The sequence below is a fragment of the Niastella sp. sgz303648 genome, from assembly GCF_059587045.1.
The window spans coordinates 151,656-168,498 of the sequence record NZ_JCAPSW010000014.1 but is presented as its reverse complement, the minus strand read 5'-3'; the positions used below and the strand labels follow the sequence as shown (position 1 = coordinate 168,498).

The window sequence follows — 16,843 nt, the reverse complement described above, 5'->3', positions numbered from 1 at the left end:
TTGATAGAATTATTTTACTGTAACTGTTTTGGTGGTAGTAGTTCCATTTTTTACTTCTATAACAGTTCTTGTCATGGATGTATTGGCGGCAGACTCCTTACCAATAAAATCGCGTTTGAAGAAAATATGGAAGAATTTATCCTCGGAATTAACTAAAGTAATTGCACTGGCCTTCGACTGCTTATATTTAAAGAATAAATCATAATTCTCTTTATAGCCCTGCCATTGATTGATCCCTCCTTCCTGCGATCCACCTCCCGTTTCTACAGATGTGATTATGCCTGTTAGTATCGGCTTTGCCGCTGCCACTTTATTTAATTTCAAAACATCCGGGTTGGCCGTTGCATTATTTATACCGGCAATACTTAATTCATCTGCGATATTAACAACTTCGCCATCTCTCCTGGTGGAGGCATTACTATACATTCCCTCTTCCCCTCCATTGAACGACATATTTTGAATAGCAGCCGTGTAGTATTTACTTTCAACAGCTGTTCTTGCTCCTTCGTGATAAGCCCAGGCAGCCCGCTTTAACAACTGGTAATGGCCAATGCCTAACTGGTGATCTATGGTAAAACCTCCCTTGCCATCGTCTTTTACTATAAATACCTGGTTAAAGTTCTGCCTGGCGGGATCTAATCCTGTAACCTTTGAAGGATCTATTGCATCCCCTTCTTTTGTATAATAGCCATTTTTAAAGTCTTTAAATTTACGGGTAGGTATTTTTTCAGTTAACCCGGCCAGCACGCTGGTGGAAGTGGACTTCAATGCTTCGATATGCAGTTTGGCAATACTGGTGGAGTCGAGGCCCGGTAATACCTCTTTTTTGATCGCCGCTTCATCTTTGGAAGCAGAAAGCTTTGCGATAGCCGCATAGTCTTTACTTTTCTTTGCCTCCTTTAACTGTTCAGCATCTGTTTTGTCGGTACCTTTTTTATCTACCAGCTTTATGGGATTGCCACCAACAAATGCATATACATTCGGCCCATCTCCAATACCGATCGGATCGGCGCATAACCATCTTCCCAGCCATGGCAGATAATATCTTGCACTATGGTATTCCAAACCTGTTTCTTCATCGCGTTCCATACCGGTGTACCGGTATCGCTTAGCTGCTGCTTTTATGGTTGTATCACTGGCCTGGTAGGCAGTAGTACCAAAAGGATGATATTCTTCGTACGAAATAACTTTTGCAGCCGGCGAACCATCCACTTCAAGAGCACAGGAGCCCAAATGATTGTGTAACTGGTAACGCACCAGCCTGGCGCTCACCATTTCTGAAGGACCGGGTGCCGCGTTGGTGTTTTGTGTTACCGTTTCAATCATTACAAAACGATGTCCATTATCCAGCAGACTTAATGATTCCCTTTCGAAGTTGATGCTGTTAGCCTGGTACGTTCTGTAGGTTTCGTAACCTGCTATGTAAATACGCTCATCTTTTTTAGCTGGAATAGCGCCTGCCGCAGCCGTATTCTCCGTTATTTTACGAATGCGCTGTCCCTGTCCGTCGTATTGATAATAAGTAGTTTCCGGTGTGCCACCATCATTACGTTTTTGCCTGATCGATCTTATTACTTCTTCTTTAAAATTCCAGCCTATCTCTTCAAGATGTGGCAGCCCGGTAATAAAACCGTGTTGTGGATGATAGGTATAATTATAAATATCAGCGCCAACCTGTGTTGTGGTTAAGCGATTGGTTGTTTTCTCATAAGTATAATCCCTTGTCCAGGTATTGATGCCACCCGCAACATGTTTCATTTGTTTGATATTGCCCACCTCATCATGCAGGTAGCTTTGCGTATAATTGTGCATTGCCAGCGGATCGCCGGGATTATGCTGTGCAATAAAAGGAGCATCATTGTAGTTATCGCTTGCACCAAAAGCCAGTGCTGCATCGTTCTCTCTGCCGGTAGCTTCTGCAAGGCGGTAAAGCGCATCATATATATAAGTGGATACCCCGGTTATCTTTTGATTATTAAAAAATACTACAGGAATATTTTTATCTTCAATATGAGTGATGTTGCCAATGGCATCGAACGTGTAATTCCAGTCCTGCAGCGGGTCATTATTCTGCCGCCTGCTTTGTAGCCGTATTAAACGAAATGTTTCTTTATCGTAGTAGAATTGGGTGCTTACATCATTACCATAAATGATCTTATTGCGTTGCCCTTTTTCATTATAGTCGATGTCTTTAATGTACACAGTAGTGATGGCAGGGTTGGCATGCGCAACGGTTTCTGCGTTCAACAGCCCTGTTTCGTTATAAGAAGGTGTAAGAACGCTGAGATCGGGTGAGATTTGTTTTGTTAAACGGCCTAATGCATCTGTTTCAGTAATAAAAGTGAATGCGTCTGCCTCAAGATCGTTTATAAGATTAGCATCCGTCCAATCGGGAATGGCTTTATAATCTTTAAACAATTGCCGGGTGGTTGAAACAGGCTGACCTTTAAAATCATAAGCGGGAACTTCAAGCAGTCCGCCTGTATCGAAGTTTTTAATGGCTTTACCTAGAATGTTTATTGCCTGTAAAGCAGCCTCATTGGCTCTGTTGGGTAATAAAAGACTTTCGCCATAAATAATTCTGCTGAAAATATTATCCAGCGGTATAATGCCATCTCCGCCAACGATCTTACTGCTGACAGGGCGGTGTAATGCATCATAGAAATACCGGAACTCATGATTGCGTTCATCCCATGTACGTAAAGGTTTTCCAACCACATCGGCAAGCAACCACCGTTGCCCTGCATCCATGCTTTTTTGATAAACAAGGTTGCCAAGCATATCATATTTATATTGCACCAGGGTATTGCCCAGGTTGGCGTTCTCCGGCAGTTCGCGGGCATCCCGCATCAGGCGAAGGTTACCTTCTATATCAATGGTTGCTTTTGTACGATAAAATTCATCGGCCGGGGTAACGATGTTTTTATTATGTTCAACAGATAAAACAGTTCTGCCCGATGAATTGAAGTGCAGAACATTCGGCGTATTAGCATGTTTGGCGGCATTGTCGGCAGCTATTTTTTCCCTGGCGGGATCTTTGCCTTCTGCCAACAACGCTGCATCGATAAGCCGGTTGGTGCGGTTGGTGTACCACGATGATTCAAAAATGGTATCGTTGGCATCATATACAGCTTGCTTCCAGGCAGTAAATTCAATTTTTGAGAAAGTGCCATCCGGCAAATCGGTTTTTATTACCCGGCCTGGCGCATCATAATACAAAACAGGGGTAACGCCTGTTTCAACCAGTTCTTTCACATCTTCATATTGATGCGTGACGGAGAAATAGGGCTCGTATTGTTTTACTGTTTTGCCTTTGTTGTTCAGCACTTCTCTTCCATTACCTATCCAGCGCAGTTGCGGGGTAGCCAGTGATGCCGTATCGATACCGGTAATCGTATACGTATTATCGGCATGAACGGTTACCCTCTTTGCCAAACCGGGTTTGGCCTGTATTTTTTTCATTACTACTTTGCCTAACCCGTTCGAATATTCAAAACCGAGCTGCAGGGGCGAGTTGTTGTTTTTGGCATAATGTTCTTCGCGCAGTATGGTGGCCATAACAGCGGGCTTACCGGTATTTTTATACACATCCAGGTCGTACACGAACCTGGCCGTAGCATGTTGTAAAAGCTGGTTGCCCTTATTCGTCAGTGCCACTGCATCGGTAACACCTGCTGCCGTAAGCGGGGTGGAAAAGAAATCGTTTATCAGGGCAGTTTCTGTCGCATCGGTAAATTCAGTTATACCTGTTAGTTCATCTGCTTCATTGCCTTTGCCAAAAACAGCGAATGCTTTTATGATGCCCAACTCATCAAAAAGCGCTTCGGAAATATTGTTATTGATATCCCGTACCCGTTGCGGCGAAAGAGTACGGAAATTAAAGCGGTCAACATGGGCTGTATTTTGTAACGGATCTTTGGTTTCTTCAATAAAAAGAAAATAGTTGCTGTAATATTTTACCTGGGTTACAGCATTGTGCGGGTCGGTATACGACACGGGAACATAAAACCTGTTTTGTGCATCGGTAGCCGTTTCTGCTGCCTGTATAAATTGCGTGGTGCCCGAACGTATCCACCAGTTCGCATCTCCTTCGCTGTTGGTAAATTTTCCTTCCGTCATTACAACGGCATCTACCCGCGCCCCATATATATCATTAAGCAATGCCGGCGTATAGGCCAGTTGATAGCTTTCAAATGCCAGCGCTAATGATTCCAGGTGATGCAAGGGCAATGCACCAGCGAGATCGTTGCGGTAATAAATAGTACGGATATGTTCTATTTTCCTTCGTTGCGCTTTCCCCGGAGCCGGTGGTGTATCCAGTTCAAAATATTCCACTTCCGATGAATTGGCATCCGTTAATATATCTGTAAAATCAACAGGACTGTAATAAGTAGCTGCTTTGGGTACGGCTTTTAATTCAAAGGTGATTGCTTCAGAAGCTACCGGTAAACGATGGATATGAGGGAATGCCGCCGCCTCTGTAAAATGATTCGTGAATCGGGTTTGCGTATACGAAATAACTGTTTTGCCCTGTTGCTGCTGCGTTGCTGCCGGAAGCGATGGGTCGGCTATTACCCTGGGATATGCAACCGTAGCCGATTCTATTACATTGCCAAATTGATCCAGTTTAATATTCAGGTTATGCGCTATGCGCGGATCGGTGGTGTCTCTTTCGTAATTATAGGTAACGGCTTCACTTTCTTTTACTATAAAAACGGCATGCTTATTCCTTCCTTTTGGTTGCAGTAATTCAATAATGCAGTTATGGGCAGAAACAGAATACGGTGTTAATTGTTTTTTCAGGTCATCAGGTGTTGGGTTAATCAACGGGGCATCCTGCGCAAAAACTTCGGTACGTAGCGGTATGGATTTACAGGCACGTAACGCTTCGCGCCATTCTATATCAGTGATGCTATTTATATCGATATTGGTAATATTGGCGGCCGGCATAATAATGGCATCCGGTAACTCCCATTCGTGGTGAACGACCGAATAGCCCTGCCGCTTCATTTCTTCGTACCAGTATTCAGTGGCAAACTGGCCCAGTATTTTTTCGCGTTGTAGCATGGCTCCGGTATGAAACCATGTTTTTGAAAGAATGGGTTGCTGGTGCAGGTTGGCATCGGTAATATTGGTAGCATCGGCTTTTACCCAATGATCGAAGTGCTCGGTATCGGTTTGCTGTACCAGGCCAAAACCGCGAAACTCTCTTTCCGCATGATCATAATAGCCATGATGATAGGTATAGGAACTGGCAAATCGCCAACCCGAGATGGTATCTATCGTTTCGATACCCGAAACGCAATGCACGGGGAAATGTAATTTGGTAACCCAGGGTTTGCCGGCCTTTTTATCTTCAATATAAAAAGCAGTGGAAGCCGTGTATTGCAGTTGCACTTCTTTGCCTACATTATTTTTATAAGCATCCAGCAGATAGGGTTTCCTGCTATTCATGAGATCAATGTACCGGAGTGGCGCACCCATATCTTTCAACAACCCGCCCGACCAAACAATGCAGGCCACACCATTGCCTAACAAATCGGTGACTGTAATTTGTGCATGACTATGTACATCCGGAAAAGCATCTATTTCAAATGCATCGGGGCTAAAGGCATTCCCGTTTACATTCATCCAGCAACTGAATTTATTTTTGCCCAGGTAAATAATATCCGTGGTTCCCGAACCATCTATATCGGCCAGTCGCAAAAAAGCGGGATGATACAAATCGGGATGATCGAATACCGGTGCATTGTCCATGGCGATTTTAGCGCCGAAACGTCCATATCCTAAGTTGGGCCAGTAACATATTTCTCCGTTGCGGATGCGAACCAGATCGGTCATACCGTCGCCCGACATATCTGCCAAAAAGATCGTTTGTCCTCCATCTGAAAACACCAGTTGCGGCCCTGTTTCTTCATCAAAAGGGTTTATTGTTTTGTTAACCGGCGAAAAGCCATTTCTTCCCTCTGAGTGATACCATTTAAAAACATTATCTTCTGTAATTAAAATGTCGGATTTGCCATCGCCATCGAGGTCGATCATTTTTACAGCCGGATCGCTGAAATCGATATTGGGGAGTTTTTTAAAATCCCTGAACCGCTGCCATTCATTATCATCATCCAGTTCAAAATATCCTTTCGGGTTGTTATGATAGCTTACAAGTTGTTTGCCTCCATCTGCATCCAGGTCGGCCAGGTGCAATTGATTATTTAAGCCATGAAAAGAAGGCCTGGGGCTCACCAGCTTTGCCTGCTCAAAATTTCCATCGCCCATGTTGTGTTTATAATACCAGCCATCTGCCTGTTCGGTTAATATGCCCGACAATCCTTCATTAAACAGGTCGGTAAATTGATACTGTTGTTCATCGAGGCCGGCAGGCGCATGTACCAGGTTATCCGGTGTAATACTTTTAACGTCTTTATTCCAAGCAGGTTGCTGATAGGTAAATTCCAGGGCAGGTAGTTTTTTGCTGGTATAGGTTCCATCTTCTTTTTTAATATAACCAACCGTTGTAACGGATTGTAAAAATGTAAAACCCTGCTCCGTCATCGTATCATATTCCAGGTTCAGGGATTTTACCAGGGCAGTGCCACCAGGTAATTCGTTAAAGAAATGGAAGAGCAGCACTCTTTTGCACAAGCGGGTGGTGCGGATTTCGAAACCCGGTTTATAATCAGAGAATGCATCGGCGCGAACATCCCACTCTTTTATTTTTGTATAGGGTGCGTTGGTATTATACTCGCCATAGTCGAATACTGTTTGAAACATATAATCGGTTATAGCAGGAAAAGCATCCCCGAATTTTTTGTACGCCGTTTTATTGCCGTATACAACTTTTTCCAGGTACAGGTTGGTGTATGAAATGGCGCCATTGATCAACCGGTTTTTGTTGTGCGATAAGGAAATGTCAAAACCTGTTTGATCTTCTTTTTTATAAGTGTAGGCGCAGCAATTCCCTTTATCGTCAAATTCAAATTCCGGTAACCATTCGAATATCCTGGTACCGCTGCTATCGGTAGGATCGGTAATTACTGCAGCATTGGTCCAACCGAAAAGCGTGGTATAATTGTCTTTTGAAATCAGCCGCCATTTAATGATGCCGGTTGTCTTTTCTGTCCAGCGTTCAAAACGGGTAAATAAACCTTCAATTCGTGGTTTGTAAAACCTGATGATGCAGGTGGCGTCTGGTGAATCGATTTCATAAATGATATAGTTGCCATCGGCATCTACTTTAAATTCGGTTGTTCCATCGGGGTGTTTGATTTTTTCAAATTCAGGCACCATGTCTTCCGCATCGGAAAAAAGATAGGTATCAGAATCGATGGCATCGATGTATTGAGGCAGTTCTTTATCGGTCTTTCTGCGGATGGAAGGCAATGCCACATTCCAGCCTAAGCCAAAAATGCTATTGCCTGCGCCTGAGTTATACGATAACGTTAACGCCGGTGAGGCGCCTCTGGCAGGTGAAAATGGGAGTGGAATAGAAAAAGAGGCAGTGCCGTTGACGGCATTCACAGCAAATTTTTCATCAATGCCTTTTATAGCGCCTCCTCCTTTAGGTAATGCAATGGATGGAATGGTAATAGCGTTGGATTTGGTTTTGCCGCCATCAGTTGTAAAGACGCCTGAAGAAGAGTTAGCCAATTGTCTTTGTGAAGGAGATTGCATTTCATTGTTGTTCGTATCCGGCATAGTGAAAATGTAAGGGTTAATAATGCTACAAGTTCCAGAGTTTGTAAGCTGTTCAATTTGTATCTATCTGTTTTACATGAGGTGGTTAAAACTTTTTCAAAGCTTACACCCCCGTTCAATAGAAGGTTCAAGCCTTAGCTTTGGAAAGTTCCGGTCCGTTGGTATTTTCTCATTGGATTAAGATTGAGGCCGGGGGATCGTGTGTGGGCATCTTAAGTCATACAAAAAGGCACAATACGCTTTACACATGCCCACACCAGTCTTGAGTCAGAGCGAGGTGGTTCAATATCTGATCAATTAAAATTCAAACAGCGCCTTAACTTAAATAAGGTATCAGGCGGGAATTAAAAGTATTTTGTTTTGGTGAGGTGAACAATACCACAAAGTGGTTAATCTGCATATTGCGCAGATGAAAAGAAGAGTAGTTGCAGATAGTACTAAAAAACCGGCATGCAAACAGGCATTTGTTAGCCGATGTTCCCATAATGAGCTGAGCACTCACTAGCTTCCTGATCTAAAGAATAAACTTAATGGAACGAGAAGGCAACATGGGGCAGTACAGTAAGGTCGCGCAACACCCACATTTAGAAAATGCGCTTTAAGTATTCTGTATCGTGGGCGCATCCATGGAGTTGGCGGCGTTCAACTACCGATGTACTATACCTATGCTACGGTTTTGCAACGGCGCATGTACGGTACATGTATAGTAGTGAGCAGCCTGTAGAAAAGCCCATGCATAACCAGCTGAAACCAGTAGAATAAATATTAGCTGTCGAAAGGCTAAGCGTCAGTTCCTGTACCTGCAACGCATTAAGTTTGTTCAGTGGCTGTCGTATACTGGTTGCACACTTTCTATCGCAATACGACTGAATATTGAAAAAAGTCAAAATCATAGTGCCGGCATCTGACGTTTTAATATAGTTGGTACCTTTATTACATGGCCGAAGCTTTTGCTCCATTTATTGTTAAAGGAACCATGCACAACCTTACCTTCTATGTTATGGAAGGCAGGAACTTCGTGCGTAAAAAAAGCAGTCTGACCCGCAGGAAAGTGCTGTATGCGCCTTGTTTTAAAAACACCCGCCACTATGCCGTGCTGATGGGCCAGGCATCGAAAATCGGGTCATTGGTGTACAATGCCTTACCTGTTTATTGGCGGCAATCGTGGATGTACCGGTCTTTTACCGGGGAGGCGTTTACCCTATTGAAAAAAGGTAAAAAGCAACAGGAAATACACGAGGAATTGTTGCAACGCTATGTAACTATAGTGGTCAGCAAACAACAGGAAGCGTCCATTAACTGCTCCAATCAATCTGAAGATACTATCAATGCCCTGTTGCCAGTTAAGCCTAAGCGGGCGTATCGAAAACAAAACAGCGAATACTGGAAGCATAAAACCATTAAGAGCAACCGGCGAAAAGCCCGCAGGCGACAGACTTTGTATTATGCCGGCCTCATGGGCAGGGCATCAAAAATAGCTTCGAAATTATACGCCCGGTTACCACGCCAATACAAGCGCCGTTGTGACTATCAATATTTGACCGGGTTGGCCCTGAAGTTATTGAAGAATCAAATAAGCGAGGAAGCTATTTTAGCAGAATTGCTGCCAACGCTACCTGCTGATCGATGTGAAGAAGCTACTGTCATTGGTGGACAACGAACAATTACAAAGAAGGCCGCTACGCTACGTCATCCCCATGGGCAATACTATTTCATTCCCACGGCCCATAAACGCATGTATGCACCGTCAATAATGGCCTTTAGAATAACTTCCTTACCGCGCGCGGAACAACCAGTGTCGTTTCATTTAATGATACATAAACTCTTCGGGCAAAAGAATTTTCAAAGATTACCTCATCATTTTTGTGGGCTGTAGGTTACAATCCCCCGGGATTTTCACTTGATCCATTTTGAATGCCCCAGATGCACTCTACCATGACTACCCGATGCGCTACAAAAGATAACATTTCAGCATCATTCTTTCTTTTTTAGATAAGCCGGTATTACAATTGGTTTGTTTACATTTTTTGCCTCAGTAATAAGTGCAAATATTTGCATCAGGAAAAATAGTGAAAGGATAACTACTCCTATACATTTTATAATGAGCCAGATAATAGAAGATTTCTCTTTCTCTGCATCCCTGATCTCAGCTTCAATATTTAAACTATTCTTATCAGGATCATTTTTCAAATAGTGTACAGTAAATATTTTTGTTAAAACAGCAGGGTCCTGTGTCAGGTTGGAATGCAAGACGTACTCGTTTTTATATGTTTTATCATTTACAATGAACTTATAATTAAACGTAATTTTAGTTTTGTAATTTATTCTCTGCGTCTTATATTCAACTTCATTGTTAATAGTTTTTGATTCTCCCTTTGCATAAATATCTTTCAATTCCGAAAGCCTGGAACCTATTCCTGATATCACTATATGTTACAAACACTATTATTGCCGTTAGTACAAAAAAGGTGATCAATGAACCAACTCGCCTGACTAAGGATATCCCTCTTATTGCAGCGTCTGTTTTTGTTTGAATCATAGCGTTATATTTGTCTAATTATGATAATAAACGTTCAGCCGGACCTTAAATTTTCTGACTCATACTATTTTCTTCAAAGGAGTGTTGCCCTGGCCCGTTCCCTCGATCGGGATCACGCCTGCACCCGAAGAAAAGCCGGGTAAATATCCCATACCTTATACCCGACAAACGCATTGAAAGAATCCTCCGCCAAAGTAAAGAAACAGCCCCAAACGATATTTAAAGTGTTATTCCCATTATAAATTGTACATCATAACGCCTGACCAATACAGCATCAGATACACTAAATATGTCGTTTCGATATTTCGACAGGATCGGAGTTAAGATTATGCTCGATTATGACCAGCTTATAGACCTATTGAACAAGCCCTGCATATCTGTTCTCGGATGGCAGATAGCCCTTTTTCTGCAGGATGCTGCCAAGCCGATCATAGAACGCCGGTTCATCGGGAGTGACGCTGGCGAGACCATCCACATAACGATTATAGAGGCTGAACAGAGCCGGTATGAGAACCGTAACATGCAACTCCCGGTCGGTGGCACCCTGTTTCCGGGCAGCCTCGACCATTTCCGGCATCGGGAAGGGGATTTGCGGCATTTACTCGTACAAAGGCTTCCTTATTTATAATCTTCATTTTTTAGTTAACATCTAAAGGGCTGTTTTCTCCTGCATAATACTTAGTAGTGTGGCAACAATTGCAACAACAAGCAGCAAGTGAAAGGCGCCCCCGGCATGAAATCCAAGAAACCCGACGAGCCATCCAATAACGAAGATGAAAGCAACGATATAGAGTAAATTCCCCATAAAATTATTTTTATTATTTAATTAAAGAATCGTCAGTAGATAGGTCAGACGATCCTGATTATATTCTCAATTGTTATGACGATGATCATCTTTTCGTTGGTCTGTGATTATTCTTTCTGTTGATTATGATCTCATCTCTAATCTTAAGTTTGGAAAAAACCACCGTTAATAAAAACCTATCGTATAAAGGTGAACCTGTTTTGGATGATAATTGTTACATAATTAAAGAATAAGATTACATCATTCACACATGTAAGCTTACTATGTTAAATCAAATAGCTTTTAAGTATCTTTGCTTAAATTTTCCCAGAATGTAAGTAAGATTGACAATACAGGGAATCTTAATTAGCCCTCTTCTTTTTCTATTCTCCGCAAAGTTCTAATCCAATCGGTTAAGTTATAAAATGTCATGGTTTGTGCTTTGAGTGATAACTATCATCTCAAAAATTTTAATTGAACATTAAAAAAAGTGCATTATGCAAAAAGTATTGTTATTAACCTCGATTGGTTTGTTGTTTTTTTGTATGCCTGTATCTGCGCAAAAGGTCAATACAGATTCTCTTTCCTTAGTATCGAAGATTAGCGCGGATCAATTGAAGCTGGGCAAACTACAAAATCAGCTTGACCAAAAAACAAAAAACAAACAAGACGCTGCAGAGCAGGCACAGAAATCGGCGAATGAAAATTCAGCCGCAGCAGATAAATTAAGCGATAATCCAGCGAATAAGAAATTAGCCAGAAAAGCCAATAATAAAGCCGGTGATGCCAAAAGCGATTCCAGGAATGCCAGGAGAGAATCAAACAGACTGGATAATTTGAATAAAGATATCCGGGATCTAAAAAACAGGATAGCTGATAATCAAGCCAAATTGAATAAGTACATACAAAATGGAAGAGCTAATCGCGCAACGACCGACACGAGTCGGCAATAGTATGGCTTTACGTGTAATATTATTGTATACCGCAAGCATTATACAATCCTGTTATAATGTTATATAATTCACACTACAAAACTCAAACGAGCGATTACTACAAATTAAATCACCTGATAAAACGACGATTATTTTGGTATTCGATCAAAGTATGCAATACTTTAAGTTTTTCAATAATTTTATTTTTAAAGTTATTGTGAAACCTGATTTTCTTAACTTCATTCAGAGCGCTTTCATAAGTAATTACCGCTTCTTCATAATGCCCGCTATTTTCATTCCTTAACGCCTTAACAAATAATTCAACGGAAATATTCCTTTTCCGTAAAAACAAAGAACGAATTATAAGAAAAATGATTGATAGCGTTATTAATGAGAAAAAGTAGTAATAAACTGTCATATCCATAATTTGTTAAGCGCCGGTATAAAGGTGAGCACTTTTCTATTGATACTTGTTACATATGTGCAGCAAAGAATTATATGATTCACACATGTATACATTACTGTAAGCTACACTTAAAAAATCGGATGCCTGTAAATGTGTGAATGATATAACTTATTTATCAAATTATATAATTGCTACCCGGGATAATAGACGCAGTTTTGTATCGTGTTGTATACGGAATAGAAAAATTGATCAAATGCAATAATCGTTGCAACATCTCAAACATCAATTATGAAAAAGTTTATAGGTATTTCAATTGTGGCGTTGCTGGCTATATTTTCTTCAGCCAATGCACAGAGTACTGCCAAAAAAGTAGCAACCGATGTTAAAACCGGTGCTGTGAAAACGGGCAATAAAACAGCCGAATTGGCTTCAAAAGGTAAAAATGCTATTACCGACAAAATTTATACGGATAAGGAAGGCCCGAATGGTGAAACCATTTATATTGATAAGCATTCAAAATACTATTGGATCGATAAAAAAGGACATAAGGTGCCTATTAGCAAGAAAAAATTACGAAGCAAAGAATAGTTTGATATTCGGGTAAACTAATTGAGACAACGGGAAGCCGTCTTCAATTAAATTGGGGGCGGTTTTTTCCAACCGGCAGCAAACAGTAAAACCATTGGAATACCCCAAAAAGCCTTATTTATTATACTCTCCCTCCGTTGATTTTAGTAAACATTTGTTGCATGTTATACTCTTTACCAAATTTTTATGGAGCTTCCTGAATTAGTTTGATTTTTTGTAGCCATTTCTTCACTTTCGTTTCTGCCTCTTTTCTTTTTTCGCCTTTAATAGCAAGATATACGCCGTCTCTTTCCACTCCGCCTTTTATTTCAAAGCCCTGCAGAATCTTACAATCAGAACATAATTCTTTTACTGTTTGGAAACCACTCCCTACACCATAACCTGCATTCGTATTAAAAGGAATTACCGTTTTTCCACTGAGGTTATATTGATGTAAAAAGCTCTTCATTGGTGGCGGCATCTTCATATCCCAGGTTGGGAAGCCAATAAATACAATGTCATACTTTCCAATGCTATCTATTTTTGTCTTTAATGGCGGCAGATAGCCTGTTTCATTTTCCTTCACTACCTGTTGTACAATAGCCTGGTAATTGTCGGGATATGGCTTTTCTAATTCAAGAGCTACCAACGTTCCACCTACATTCTTGAGAATAATTTCCGCTATTGCCTTTGTGTTGTTTGTCCGGGACAAATACACAATCAAAATATTTTTAGACGACATAGATTGGGCATTGGTACAACCTGAAGTAAAACAAAAACCAATAACTATAGCGAGAACAAATGTGCTTTTCATTTTAGTAATTCATTCGTTATTTCTTTGGTGGCGCTTCTACACCGGAGAAAGCTTCAATAAATTGTGGCAAACGGGCTCCTTCGATTTTGATACCGGCCAATTCCATATTGAATTGTTTTAATTCATCAGCAGTAAAGCGTACATCATTAGCACCAATATTTTCCAGCATGTGCGCCATTTGTGTTGTGCCAGGGATGGGCACAATCCACGGTTGTTGAGCCATAAGCCATGCCAGCGATATTTGAGCGGGAGTTGCTTTTTTCTGTACAGCCCACCTTTTTACCAAATCCACAAGTGCCAAATTCTTAGGTAGATTCTCTGGCGAAAACCGAGACTCCATGCCGCGAATGTCGCCGGGAGCGAAGCGTGTATTTGCGTCAATGGCTCCGGTCAGAATACCCACACCAAGCGGGCTCCATGGAACGAAGCCGATACCAAGTTCCCGACAGAGTGGAATGATTACATTTTCCGGTCCACGCCATAAAAGGGAATATTCGTTCTGAATAGCCGTAACTGGATGAATGGCATGTGCCCGTCTTACGGTTTGTGGTCCGGGTTCTGAAAGTCCATAGTGCAACACTTTCCCTTGGATAATAAGATCTTTGATTGCTCCAACAACATCTTCAATAGGTACATTCGGGTCAACACGGTGTTGGTACAACAGGTCAATGCGATCTGTCCGAAGGCGCTTCAGCATATTTTCCACAACGAGTTTGATGTGTTCGGGACGGCTGTTGAGACCCGGCAGGTTCCTTCCGGTTTCCTGGTCGATGTTCCAGCCAAACTTCGTTTCAATAACAACTTTATTTCGAATAGGCACAAGCGCTTCACCGAGGATTCGCTCACTTTCAAAGGGCCCGTAGGCTTCTGCCGTATCGAATAAGGTAACACCATGGTCATAAGCTGTCCGGATGATGTTATGCATTTCAGATCGGGTAGGTATCGTTGTTTGATAGGTACGGCTCATATTCTGCACGCCAAGTCCAATGCCGGAGACTTCGAGTGTACCAAGCTTACGGCGTCCGGGAGAAGTATCTTTAGATGCATTTTGAGTATTTTGCTTTTGTAAATTGCTCTTATCCTTTTCCTGCTTTGTGTCTTGCGCATTTATAACAGAAGTTAATACTGAGCCCCCGGCTAATGCCAATCCTGTTTTAAAAAGCTTACGACGATTCATATGGTTACCTATTAGCGTTAATTATTATTAGTGTTATTCATTTTAACTGGCCTAAGCAGATGTGAGAAAGTGAGTGAACCCATCTTCCATTTGCCGTGTTCTTTAATGTATACTTCTGTCACCATAAAAGGGTTGGTAACTTCGTTTCCACCAACTACTGCCTGCAAGTCGATGTCATTTAAGAGTATGGCAGTGTTACCAAAAATGTTCACTGAAGCTGCGTAGACTTCGGCTTTCTTATACCAAATCCCACCAGTTTTAATAACGTTTAACTCCTGATCTTTTCCCCAGCTTCCGCCCATGTGAACGAACACAGATGTTTCATAGAATAAATCGCCCAGGGAATCTACACTCTTGTTAGCCATCCAGCGCCACTTGTCTTTCGACAGTTGAAGAATTTCCTGCTCCTCTTTTGTAATGCTCGTTGTTGTTGAACCTGGTAGTTTAGCCTGAGCATGTGATAGCTGCACACAAGCGATGCATAAAAATATTCCGATCATTACTTTTTTCATGATTTTACATCTTTAAGGTTTTATGAGATTAAACATTCAGTTGCCAAAAAGTACAACAAGTCAGTTGCACAGGTTATTCTTCGTTGGCTTACGCAAAGAGGTGTTGTTGCTCTCTTCCAACGGCCTCTTCGTTCCCGTAAGAAGCAGCGGTATCAATTAAGCGATAACCTGTCGCAATCGCATCTAATACACCTCGTTCACATTCTGCCAGGTCTGTTACCTGAAAAACGCCGAACCCAAGGATGGGCATCTCAATTCCGTTATTCAGCTTTACTTTTTCCATTGTTTTTCGTTTTGTAGTGCAAAGGTCTTTACCTTTTTTAGCTTGCATGGTATATGGATTACGGATTTATCTACCAATATTGCTGATTTGGGATTGGCAATCGATTAAGAGATGAATAAAAAGGTAACTTTGATTTGATAAAACGAAGTGATATGGATAACCTGCGACGGTTCGAAACAATCAATGATTACAACGCATTCAATAATAATGAAACACTTCACCCGCTGGTGAGTGTAGTTGACCTCTCTAAAGCAAGTCCCCGGCAGGGTTCACGAATGTATTTTGGCTTTTACACCATCTTTTTGAAAGATGTGAAATGCGGTGACCTGGTGTACGGCCGGCATACGTATGACTACCAGGAAGGAACATTAGTCTTTCTTGCACCTGGTCAGGTAGCAGGCATGAATAGCAATGGCGAAACATATCAACCGAAAGGTTATGCATTGATCTTTCATCCTGACTTAATTCATGGCACTTCGCTTGGGCAGCACATCCAGGACTATACTTTCTTCGGCTATCAGTCAAATGAAGCACTTCACCTGTCTGAACGTGAGAGGAGGATCGTACTGGATTGTTTTTCAAAGATTGAATACGAATTGGAACATGCCATTGATAAGCACAGTAAAAAGCTTATTGTAGATAACATTGAGCTGTTTCTAAACTATTGCGTCCGTTTTTATGACCGCCAGTTTATTACCCGTGATAATGTGCACAAAGGAATTTTAGAAAGGTTTGAAAGTTTGTTGAACGAGTATTATCAAACCGACAAACCACAGTCGATTGGGTTGCCTTCCGTGGCTTATTGTGCCAGTGAATTAAATTTATCAGCAAGCTATTTTGGTGACCTGATAAAAAAAGAAACAGGAAAAACAGCGCAGGAATACATACAGACTAAAGTGATTGATTTGGCGAAAGAAAAAATATTTGACCAAAGTAAATCAGTCAGCCAAATTGCCTATGAATTGGGATTTAAGTATCCCCAGCATTTTACCCGGTTATTCAAACAACGGGTCGGGTGTTCGCCTAATGAATATCGGTTACACAATTGATATATAAACTCTTCGGGCAAAAGAATTTTCAATGATTACCTCATCATTTTTGTGGGCTGTAGGTTACAATCCCCCGGGATTTTGACTT

13 protein-coding genes are annotated in these 16,843 nt (G+C 41.5%); 5 read left to right on the top strand and 8 right to left on the bottom strand.

The features are described from left to right. Positions 1-9 precede the first annotated feature (9 nt). The gene (locus AC59IL_RS30440) at positions 10-7,692 is read right to left on the bottom strand and encodes a SpvB/TcaC N-terminal domain-containing protein (protein ID WP_496556019.1); all 7,683 of its coding nucleotides are present in this window, start codon (positions 7,690-7,692) and stop codon (positions 10-12) included. 591 nt (positions 7,693-8,283) lie between these two features. Between AC59IL_RS30440 and AC59IL_RS30435 the strand changes: the two genes are divergently transcribed. Continuing rightward, complete coding sequence (locus AC59IL_RS30435) at positions 8,284-8,454, top strand: hypothetical protein (protein ID WP_496556018.1); 171 nt, start codon at positions 8,284-8,286, stop codon at positions 8,452-8,454. A 175-nt stretch (positions 8,455-8,629) separates the two neighbouring features. Then, on the top strand, positions 8,630-9,568 hold the full coding sequence (locus AC59IL_RS30430) for a hypothetical protein (RefSeq protein WP_496556017.1): 939 nt from the start codon (positions 8,630-8,632) through the stop codon (positions 9,566-9,568). Between the two features lie 98 nt (positions 9,569-9,666). On the opposite strand, the gene AC59IL_RS30425 is transcribed toward AC59IL_RS30430, so the two are convergent. The 3 genes from AC59IL_RS30425 to AC59IL_RS30415 form a co-directional block, all read right to left on the bottom strand. Then, on the bottom strand, positions 9,667-10,119 hold the full coding sequence (locus AC59IL_RS30425) for a hypothetical protein (protein WP_496556016.1): 453 nt from the start codon (positions 10,117-10,119) through the stop codon (positions 9,667-9,669). Positions 10,120-10,586: 467 nt separating this feature from the next. After that, on the bottom strand, positions 10,587-10,808 hold the full coding sequence (locus AC59IL_RS30420; RefSeq protein ID WP_496556015.1) for a hypothetical protein: 222 nt from the start codon (positions 10,806-10,808) through the stop codon (positions 10,587-10,589). A gap of 72 nt (positions 10,809-10,880) precedes the next feature. Then, the gene (locus AC59IL_RS30415) at positions 10,881-11,036 is read right to left on the bottom strand and encodes a lmo0937 family membrane protein (RefSeq protein WP_496556014.1); all 156 of its coding nucleotides are present in this window, start codon (positions 11,034-11,036) and stop codon (positions 10,881-10,883) included. Between the two features lie 476 nt (positions 11,037-11,512). Here AC59IL_RS30415 and AC59IL_RS30410 point away from each other — a divergent pair, with 476 nt between their 5' ends. Next, on the top strand, positions 11,513-11,968 hold the full coding sequence (locus tag AC59IL_RS30410; RefSeq protein WP_496556013.1) for a hypothetical protein: 456 nt from the start codon (positions 11,513-11,515) through the stop codon (positions 11,966-11,968). A 673-nt stretch (positions 11,969-12,641) separates the two neighbouring features. Next, on the top strand, positions 12,642-12,941 hold the full coding sequence (locus AC59IL_RS30405) for a hypothetical protein (RefSeq protein WP_496556012.1): 300 nt from the start codon (positions 12,642-12,644) through the stop codon (positions 12,939-12,941). Positions 12,942-13,125: 184 nt separating this feature from the next. Here AC59IL_RS30405 and AC59IL_RS30400 read toward each other — a convergent pair whose 3' ends face one another. The 4 genes from AC59IL_RS30400 to AC59IL_RS30385 all read right to left on the bottom strand — a co-directional run bounded on the left by AC59IL_RS30400 (position 13,126) and on the right by AC59IL_RS30385 (position 15,754). Next, positions 13,126-13,734, bottom strand: coding sequence for a flavodoxin (locus AC59IL_RS30400; RefSeq protein ID WP_496556011.1), 609 nt, complete (start codon positions 13,732-13,734; stop codon positions 13,126-13,128). A gap of 16 nt (positions 13,735-13,750) precedes the next feature. Then, complete coding sequence (locus AC59IL_RS30395) at positions 13,751-14,911, bottom strand: aldo/keto reductase (RefSeq protein WP_496556010.1); 1,161 nt, start codon at positions 14,909-14,911, stop codon at positions 13,751-13,753. Between the two features lie 17 nt (positions 14,912-14,928). Continuing rightward, positions 14,929-15,423 (bottom strand): nuclear transport factor 2 family protein, encoded by a 495-nt coding sequence (locus AC59IL_RS30390; RefSeq protein ID WP_496556009.1) that lies wholly within the window; start codon positions 15,421-15,423, stop codon positions 14,929-14,931. 88 nt (positions 15,424-15,511) lie between these two features. Continuing rightward, entirely contained in the window at positions 15,512-15,754 is a 243-nt protein-coding gene (locus AC59IL_RS30385; RefSeq protein ID WP_496556008.1) for a hypothetical protein, read from the bottom strand. 104 nt (positions 15,755-15,858) lie between these two features. On the opposite strand from AC59IL_RS30385, the gene AC59IL_RS30380 reads away from it, so the two are divergent. Then, positions 15,859-16,755 (top strand): helix-turn-helix domain-containing protein, encoded by an 897-nt coding sequence (locus AC59IL_RS30380; RefSeq protein WP_496556007.1) that lies wholly within the window; start codon positions 15,859-15,861, stop codon positions 16,753-16,755. Positions 16,756-16,843: the final 88 nt, after the last annotated feature.